8 protein-coding genes are annotated in these 7,164 nt (G+C 66.4%); 6 read left to right on the top strand and 2 right to left on the bottom strand.

Annotated features, from left to right (window positions below):
• The 5 genes from WEB06_01155 to WEB06_01135 all read left to right on the top strand — a co-directional run.
• On the top strand, positions 1-270 hold a 270-nt coding region (locus WEB06_01155; GenBank protein MEX2554220.1), incomplete at its 5' end, for a hypothetical protein.
• 20 nt (positions 271-290) lie between these two features.
• The gene (locus WEB06_01150; protein ID MEX2554219.1) at positions 291-1,199 is read left to right on the top strand and encodes an SDR family NAD(P)-dependent oxidoreductase; all 909 of its coding nucleotides are present in this window, start codon (positions 291-293) and stop codon (positions 1,197-1,199) included.
• Between the two features lie 9 nt (positions 1,200-1,208).
• A complete protein-coding gene (locus WEB06_01145; GenBank protein MEX2554218.1) occupies positions 1,209-2,060 on the top strand; it encodes a MaoC/PaaZ C-terminal domain-containing protein in 852 nt (283 codons plus the stop codon).
• Between the two features lie 20 nt (positions 2,061-2,080).
• On the top strand, positions 2,081-3,301 hold the full coding sequence (locus tag WEB06_01140; GenBank protein MEX2554217.1) for a lipid-transfer protein: 1,221 nt from the start codon (positions 2,081-2,083) through the stop codon (positions 3,299-3,301).
• Entirely contained in the window at positions 3,298-4,437 is a 1,140-nt protein-coding gene (locus tag WEB06_01135) for an acyl-CoA dehydrogenase family protein (GenBank protein ID MEX2554216.1), read from the top strand. The genes WEB06_01140 and WEB06_01135 overlap by 4 nt, the downstream gene beginning before the upstream one ends.
• A gap of 24 nt (positions 4,438-4,461) precedes the next feature.
• Here the strand turns inward: WEB06_01135 and WEB06_01130 are convergent, their stop codons facing one another.
• On the bottom strand, positions 4,462-5,223 hold the full coding sequence (locus tag WEB06_01130) for a phosphatase PAP2 family protein (protein ID MEX2554215.1): 762 nt from the start codon (positions 5,221-5,223) through the stop codon (positions 4,462-4,464).
• 145 nt (positions 5,224-5,368) lie between these two features.
• Here WEB06_01130 and WEB06_01125 point away from each other — a divergent pair, with 145 nt between their 5' ends.
• Positions 5,369-5,974 (top strand): VTT domain-containing protein, encoded by a 606-nt coding sequence (locus tag WEB06_01125; GenBank protein MEX2554214.1) that lies wholly within the window; start codon positions 5,369-5,371, stop codon positions 5,972-5,974.
• Between the two features lies 1 nt (position 5,975).
• Here the strand turns inward: WEB06_01125 and WEB06_01120 are convergent, their stop codons facing one another.
• On the bottom strand, positions 5,976-6,605 hold the full coding sequence (locus tag WEB06_01120; protein MEX2554213.1) for a hypothetical protein: 630 nt from the start codon (positions 6,603-6,605) through the stop codon (positions 5,976-5,978).
• Between the last annotated feature and the right edge of the window lie 559 nt (positions 6,606-7,164).

Here is a 7,164-nt window from a genome sequence, read left to right as displayed (position 1 = left end):
ACGGACGAGGCGTTGCGGCCTGCGGTGCGCGCGGTCGAGCGCGACGCCGACGAGCGCATCCGCGAGCTGTGCGCCAAGGTCTTCGGTCCGGAGGCGCTTCGTCGCAAGGCGTTCCGAGATGCGATCGAGATGACGATCCGGCTGGCGGCCGGGATGGCGATGACCCAGATGATGCGGGGCGAAGGGAACGAGGCCGAGCTCCTCGCGGCGTGGAAGCGAACGGTTCGGCCGCTGATCGAAGAGGGCGCTCGGGCGCGCCCGCGGCGCTAACAACGAAAGGAGACAGCGAGATGAGTGATGTCAGGTTCGACGGACGGGTGGCGATCATCACCGGGGCCGGCGGCGGCTTAGGGCGCGAGCACGCGCTCCTTCTCGCTTCGCGCGGCGCCGCGGTGGTCGTGAACGACCTCGGGGGCAACGCGGACGGCACCGGGGCGGGGCAGAGCGCCGCCGACCTGGTCGTCAAGGAGATCGCAGACGCCGGCGGCCAGGCGGTCGCGAACTACGACTCGGTCACCACGCCGGAGGGTGGCGAGGCGATCGTCAAGGCGGCGCTCGACGCGTTCGGTCAGGTCGACATCGTCATCAACAATGCCGGGATCCTCCGCGACAAGTCCTTCGTGAAGCTCGCGCCCGAGGACATGAAGGCCGTGCTTTCGGTGCACCTGGAGGGCGCTTTCTTCGTGTCGCAGCCGGCCTTCCGGTTCATGAAGGAGCGCGGCGGCTACGGACGCTTCGTATTCACCGCATCGGCGGCCGGGATCTTCGGCAACTTCGGTCAGGCGAACTACGGGGCCGCGAAGATGGGGCTCGTCGGCCTCTCGAACGTGCTGGCGCAGGAGGGCGCGAAGTACAACGTCCTCTCGAACGTGATCGCGCCGATCGCGCAGACCCGTCTGCTCGGCGATCTCCTGGGGCCGCTCGCCGACAAACTGCATCCGTCTCAGGTTTCGGGGCTCGTCGCGCACCTGTGCTCGGAGGAATCCACGCTGACACACGAGATCTTCTCCGTCGGCGGCGGCCGCGTGGCGCGCATCTTCGTCGGTCTCACGCCCGGCTGGTTCGGCGGGCAGGGTTCGGTGCCGACGCCGGAGGAGATCCGCGACCACATCGACGAGATCCGCGACACCGACGGCTACGTCATCCCGGGCAACGCCGCCGAGGAGCTCGCGGCCGCGGTTCCGCTGCTCACATCCTAGGAGGCCACGATGCCGATCGAACCCGATAAAGCAGTGGGCGCCGAGTTCCCCGAAGGTCAGGCCTCATGGGAGCCCGACGACGTGATCCTCTACCACCTCGGCGTCGGCGCGGGCGCACAGCCGACCGACCCCGCAGAGCTCGAATACACCTACGAAGCCAACCTCAAGGTACTTCCGAGCTTCGGCGTCATCCCCGTCTTCGGGGCGCTCGGCGGGCTGTTCAGCGTTCCCGGCCTGACCTTCAACCCGGTGATGCTGCTCCACGGCGAGCAGGACATCGAGATCGCCGATCCGATCCCGACCCAGGCCAAGGTGGTCTCGTCGGGGCGCATCGCGAACATCTACGACAAGGGTAAGGGTGCCGTCGTCGTCATCGAGTCCAACACGACCGACGACGCGGGGAAAGCGCTGTTCACGAACCGATTCTCCGTGTTCCTCCGCGGAGAAGGCGGGTTCGGTGGCGAGCGCGGCCCGGAGCCCGGCAACGTCGCTCCCGATCGCGAGCCCGACCGGGTCGTCGAATCGCCTACCCTGCCGCAGCAGGCGCTGCTCTACCGGTTGAGCGGGGACAAGAACCCGCTGCACGCCGACCCGAACTTCGCGGCGATGGGCGGGTTCGAAAAGCCTATCCTCCACGGATTGTGCACGTTCGGCGTGGCGTGCAAGGCGGCGGTCGATCACGAGCTCGGCGGCGACGTGTCGAGGGTGGCGCGCTACCAGGTTCGCTTCTCGGGTCACGTGTTCCCGGGCGAGACGATCGTGACGTCGATGTGGCGCGAGGACGACAAGCTGGTCCTCCAAGCGACGACGAAGGAACGAGGACTGCCGGTACTGACGAACGCGGCGATCACTCTGCGCTAGGAACGACAGGGGGTTTTCAGATGGGACGCAAGGTGTTCGTGGTCGGGGTCGGGATGACCAAGTTCGAGAAGCCCGAGTCCCGTGGGTGGGACTATCCCGAGATGGCGAAGGAAGCCGGAACCAAGGCGCTCGCCGACGCCGGGATCTCCTACGACAAGATCGAGCAGGCGTTCGTCGGGTACGTGTACGGAGAGTCCACGTCGGGGCAGCGCGCGGTCTACGAGCTGGGGCTGACCGGGATCCCGATCGTGAACGTCAACAACAACTGCTCCACGGGGTCCACGGCCCTCTACCTCGCGCGCCAGGCCGTCGAGGGTGGCATCGTCGACTGCGCGCTCGCGCTCGGCTTCGAGAAGATGAAGAAGGGCTCGCTCGGTGGGACGTTCATGGATCGCGCGATCCCGGTCGAGTGGCACTACACGCAGCTCTTCGAGCTCGTCGCGCCCGAGTCGTCGCCGCCGGCCCCGCAGATCTTCGGCGCCGCCGGCCGCGAGCACATGGAGCGCTACGGATCGCGGCCCGAGAACTTCGCCTGGATCGGCTGGAAGAACCACAAGCACTCGGTGAACAACCCGTACGCGCAGTTCCAGCAGGAGTACTCGCTCCAGGAGATCCTCGACGCGAAGATGATCCACGCCCCGCTGACGAAGCTGCAGTGCTCGCCGACGTCGGACGGCTCGGGCGCTGCGATCCTCGCGAGCGAGGACTTCGTCCGCGAGAACGGCCTCGAGGATCAGGCGGTCGAGATCGTCGCGCAGGCGATGGCGACCGATCCCAAGGAGACGTTCGACCGCCGCAGCGCGATCTCGCTGGTCGGGTCGGACATGACCCGCAAGGCCGCGCAGCAGGTCTACGAGAAGTCGGGCTACGGGCCGGAAGACGTCGACGTGATCGAGCTGCACGACTGCTTCTCGACCAACGAGCTCATAACCTACGAGGCGCTCGGCCTATGCGAGGAGGGGAAGGGCGGAACGTTGGTCGACGAGCAGGCGACGACCTACGGCGGCCGCTGGGTCGTCAACCCGTCCGGCGGACTCATCTCGAAGGGCCATCCGCTCGGCGCCACCGGGCTCGCGCAGTGCTCGGAGCTCACGTGGCAGATGCGCGGAACCGCCGACGCTCGTCAGGTGCCGGGCGCGAAGCTGGGGCTCCAACACAACATCGGGCTCGGCGGCGCGGTCGTCGTGACGATGTACCGCAAGGCCGACCTGCCGGGAACTTCTGGGGCGGCGAAGCGATGACCCGCCTGTCGGAAGAGCAGAAGGCGTTCGTCGAGGCGATCCGCGACTTCTGTAAGCGAGAGTCGGGAAGCCGCGAGCAGCGCAACGCGCTCACGAACAACGGAACGTCGCCGCACAACCAGGAGCTGTACGAGAAGGTCGCCGACCTGGGGTGGCTCGGGATCGGGATCCCCGAGGAGTACGGCGGCGCCGGCGGCGGGATGGTCGACCTGTGCCTTTTCCTCGAGGAGATCGGGCGCGGGCAGCTCCCGATCGCGCACTACGCCGTGACGGCGATCGTCGGTGGGGCCTACCAGCGGTTCGGGACCGAGGAGCAGAAGAACGAGATCCTCGGCGGTATCGTGCGCGGCCGGAACGAAGCCATCGCGATGTCGGAGCCGGACTCGGGGTCGGACGTCGGCTCGCTGAAGTGCCGGGCCGAGCGACGTGACGGCGGCTTCGTGATCAACGGTCACAAGACGTGGATCTCCGGCGCACACATCTCCGACCACATCCTGCTCGTGTGCCGCACCGATACGAACGGCTCGAAGCACGAGGGGCTGTCGATGATCTCTGTTCCGACCGATGCCGCCGGCCTCGAGATCCGCGGCATCGAGACGATGGGCGGCCGCGAGCAGAACGACGTGTTTTTCAACGACTGCTTCGTGCCCGCCGCCAACGTCTTGGGACAGGCGGATCAGGCGTGGATGCAGCTGATGGCCGGGCTCAACGTCGAGCGGCTGATCATCGCGGCGCTCATCCTCGGCGTCGGTCAGCGGGCGTTCGAGGACGCGCTCCAGTACGTGAAGGAGCGGAAGCAGTTCGACCGTCCGATCGGCTCGTTCCAGGTCATCAAGCACCGGATCGCCGACATGGCGATCGAGCTCGAGTGTGCGCGCCTGCTGGTCTACGACGTTGCGGCCAGGGTCGACGAGGACCCGACGAAGCTGTTCCCGCGCGAGGCCTCGATGGCCAAGATCAAGGCGACCGAGGTCGCGAAGAAGGTCGCCATCGAGGGCATGCAGATGCTCGGCGGCAACGGATACACGACCGAATACGAAATGGAGCGTCTCGTCCGCACGACGCTCGTCTCGACGGTCTATGGAGGAACGAGCGAGATCCAGCGAGAGATCGTGGCGAAGACGTTCGGGTTGTAAGCCGGCCGCCTCGCGCGGTCGCCGCTACTTGCCGCTTACCTGCAGGTCCCGCTTGGCTTCAGGCTCGAGGCCTTCGAGGGGCTCGACGGGCTTCCGACCGCGCTCGGTACGCCAGATGCTGAACGTGGCGGTCGAGGCTGCAAGCCAGGCGGCGCCGAGCGCATAACCACCGAGCACGTCGGTCAGGTAGTGAACCCCCAGCGCCAGGCGCGAGAAGCCGATCACGAGTACCAGCAACGAGACGGCGACGATCGCGGATCGACGGAAGCGCTTCGGGATCGCGGGCATGAACGTGAGCAGTAGAGCCCCGTACACGACGGTTGAAGACATCGCATGCCCTGAAGGGAAGCTCTTACCGTGTGCGAGGAGGATCGGATCCTCTAATGATGGACGCGGCCGGTCCACCACGATCTTGACCACGGAATCGATGATCCCGCCCACGATGGAGGTCGTCACAAGGTACGCCGCGAGACGGAACCGATCCCTGCGCCACAGGTAGAGCGCCGCGACGGTGACGATCAAGAAGAACCACGGCGGTGTCCCGAGGAACGTCACGACCTTGAGGAATACGACCAGCGCTTCGCGCCCGGCGACCAGATGGTGAAGGTTGCGCGCGGCTGCCGTGTCGACCGTGATCAGATCCCCTCGCCGGACCACCTGGTCGAGCAAGAACCCGAACGGGATCGCCGCGAGGATGATCGCGATCGCGAACAGGGTCGTCCTCAGGCCGTACCGTCCGGCCGGATCGAGCCGTTTGCGGATGAATGTAGAAGCCGCGTTTCTCACGTCGGTTGGTTTGCCCCAGCCGGAGACGCGGAAAACCTAGCCGGCGATGGCGACGAGATCTGCGACGAAGTCACCGAGGCGACGAAGCCGTACCGCTTCGAGAGCCGCAAACCCGGCACCGCGAGGCCCGGCCCGACGCTACCGGATGCCCCTGCTCTGGCTGGCTGGTTTCCGGATCGTGATGGGGATCATCGCCATCCCGCTGGCTCCGGTGCTGTATCGAGAGCATTTCCTCGTCCTCGTCCTCATGCGACCGACGAAAGAGGTCCTTCTGGCCGGTGGCTTCCTGGCGCGGCAAGGCGACACGAACCTCTTGGCGATCGTCATAGCGGCCGTACCGCTGGCGATCCTTGGCGTGTGGCATTCGTTCGCGCTGGGCCGGGGTTTCGCACCCGAGATCCGGAAAGGCAAGCTTCCCGGAATCGGTACGAAGGTTCTACCCGTCGAGAAGATCAAGACCCTGCAGAAGCTCCTACGGCGGAAAGGGGCGAAGCTCGTCGTGATCGGCCGGCTCGCGGTGTTCCCCTCGACGCTCGTCGGCGCGGCGGCGGGATCTTCCGGCATGAAGACGAAAGAGTTCCTTCCCGCAGACGGGGTGGGAGGCTTGCTATCGATCGCGGAAGCGATCGGTGCCGGCTACCTCCTCGGCGAGGCGTACAAGGACGGAAAGAAGTGGATCACGATCGCAGGGGTCTTGGCTTTGGGGCTGATGGCTTTCATCTTGGGGCGCTACCTTCAGCGAGCAGATTGATCTAAGACGGCGGGATCAAGACCGAGAGCGGTTGCCGCAATTTCTCGACCGATACACGCTCCGATCCATCGAACGTCTCTCCATCCCGCGCGAGGCGGAAGGGGCCGTTCATGGAGCGCATCTCGAATCCGTCGAGAAGGTGCTCCTCATAGACCTTCGACCGCTCCAGGGTGCCGGTTATCGCCGCGAGGGCGGCCCGGGTTCGCGACCACCGACGCTCGGCCGTGATCAATCGGACGTCGAAGCGTCCGTCGTCGAGGCGTTCGCGCACGGCAGGCGCGAAACCGGCGGGCGAATAGCGACAGTTTCCGACGAACGCGAGCCAGATCCGCCGCCGTTCCCCGTCGAGTTCGATCTCGGTCGGCTGCGATCGTCTCAAGACGCGTGCGAGCGCGATCGCGGTCGCAGCCCACTTTCCCGTCCGTCGCGCCAGCCGGTCTCGTTGGTCGACGAATTCCGGATACGCACCGAAGCTCGCAGTGTTGAGGAACGGTTTGCCGTCGATGGCCGCGAGATCCACCGATGCCATCACTCCTCCTTCCCACGCCCTGATCGCGTCGGGGATCGACGCGATCCCGAGGTCTCGAGCGAAGTGGTTGAGCGTGCCGGACGGCACGACGAGGAGCGGCATTCTTTCGCTTCTGCGCGACTTCGGCGGCAGCATTCACCGTGCCGTCCCCCCCCGCCACACCGAGCACGGTGGCCTCCTTGGCCGCCTCTCTCAGCCGGGCGGGCACCTCATCGCCCGTGGCCTCGATCAGGGTCGCTTCGGGCACGGCCTGGCCAAGGGCCGGCCGCGGATCGCGCCACACCGGACCCGAGTCCGGATTCATGACGATGGTGAGGCCGCGGCCTTGCGGAGCGATCTCTGCGTGACCTGTGGTGCGGAGCGACGGCGGATGTGTGCCATCGAGTCGGACGATCGGCCAAAAGTGCCGGGAGGTGAGCGCGATCGCCGCTCCGAGCGCCATCCCGACGAGAACGTCGCTCGGATAGTGAGCACCGGTGTAGACACGAGATGCCCCGACGCCGGTGGCAAGAAGTCCTGCCGGCACGGCCAGCGGAGGCATCTCGAGTGCGACTCCAGTCGCGAAAGCGGCTGCGGAGGCAGAGTGACCCGACGGGAACGAATAGGAGGTCGGCATCCTCAGTAGTCGTCGTAGCTCCGGGACCAGGAGCGCATCGGGACG

It is taken from the genome of Actinomycetota bacterium (genome assembly GCA_040905475.1).
Classification (GTDB): Bacteria; Actinomycetota; AC-67; order AC-67; family AC-67; genus DATFGK01.
The sequence above is the reverse complement of the archived record's forward strand: the minus strand, read 5'-3'. Positions and strand labels throughout refer to the sequence as shown.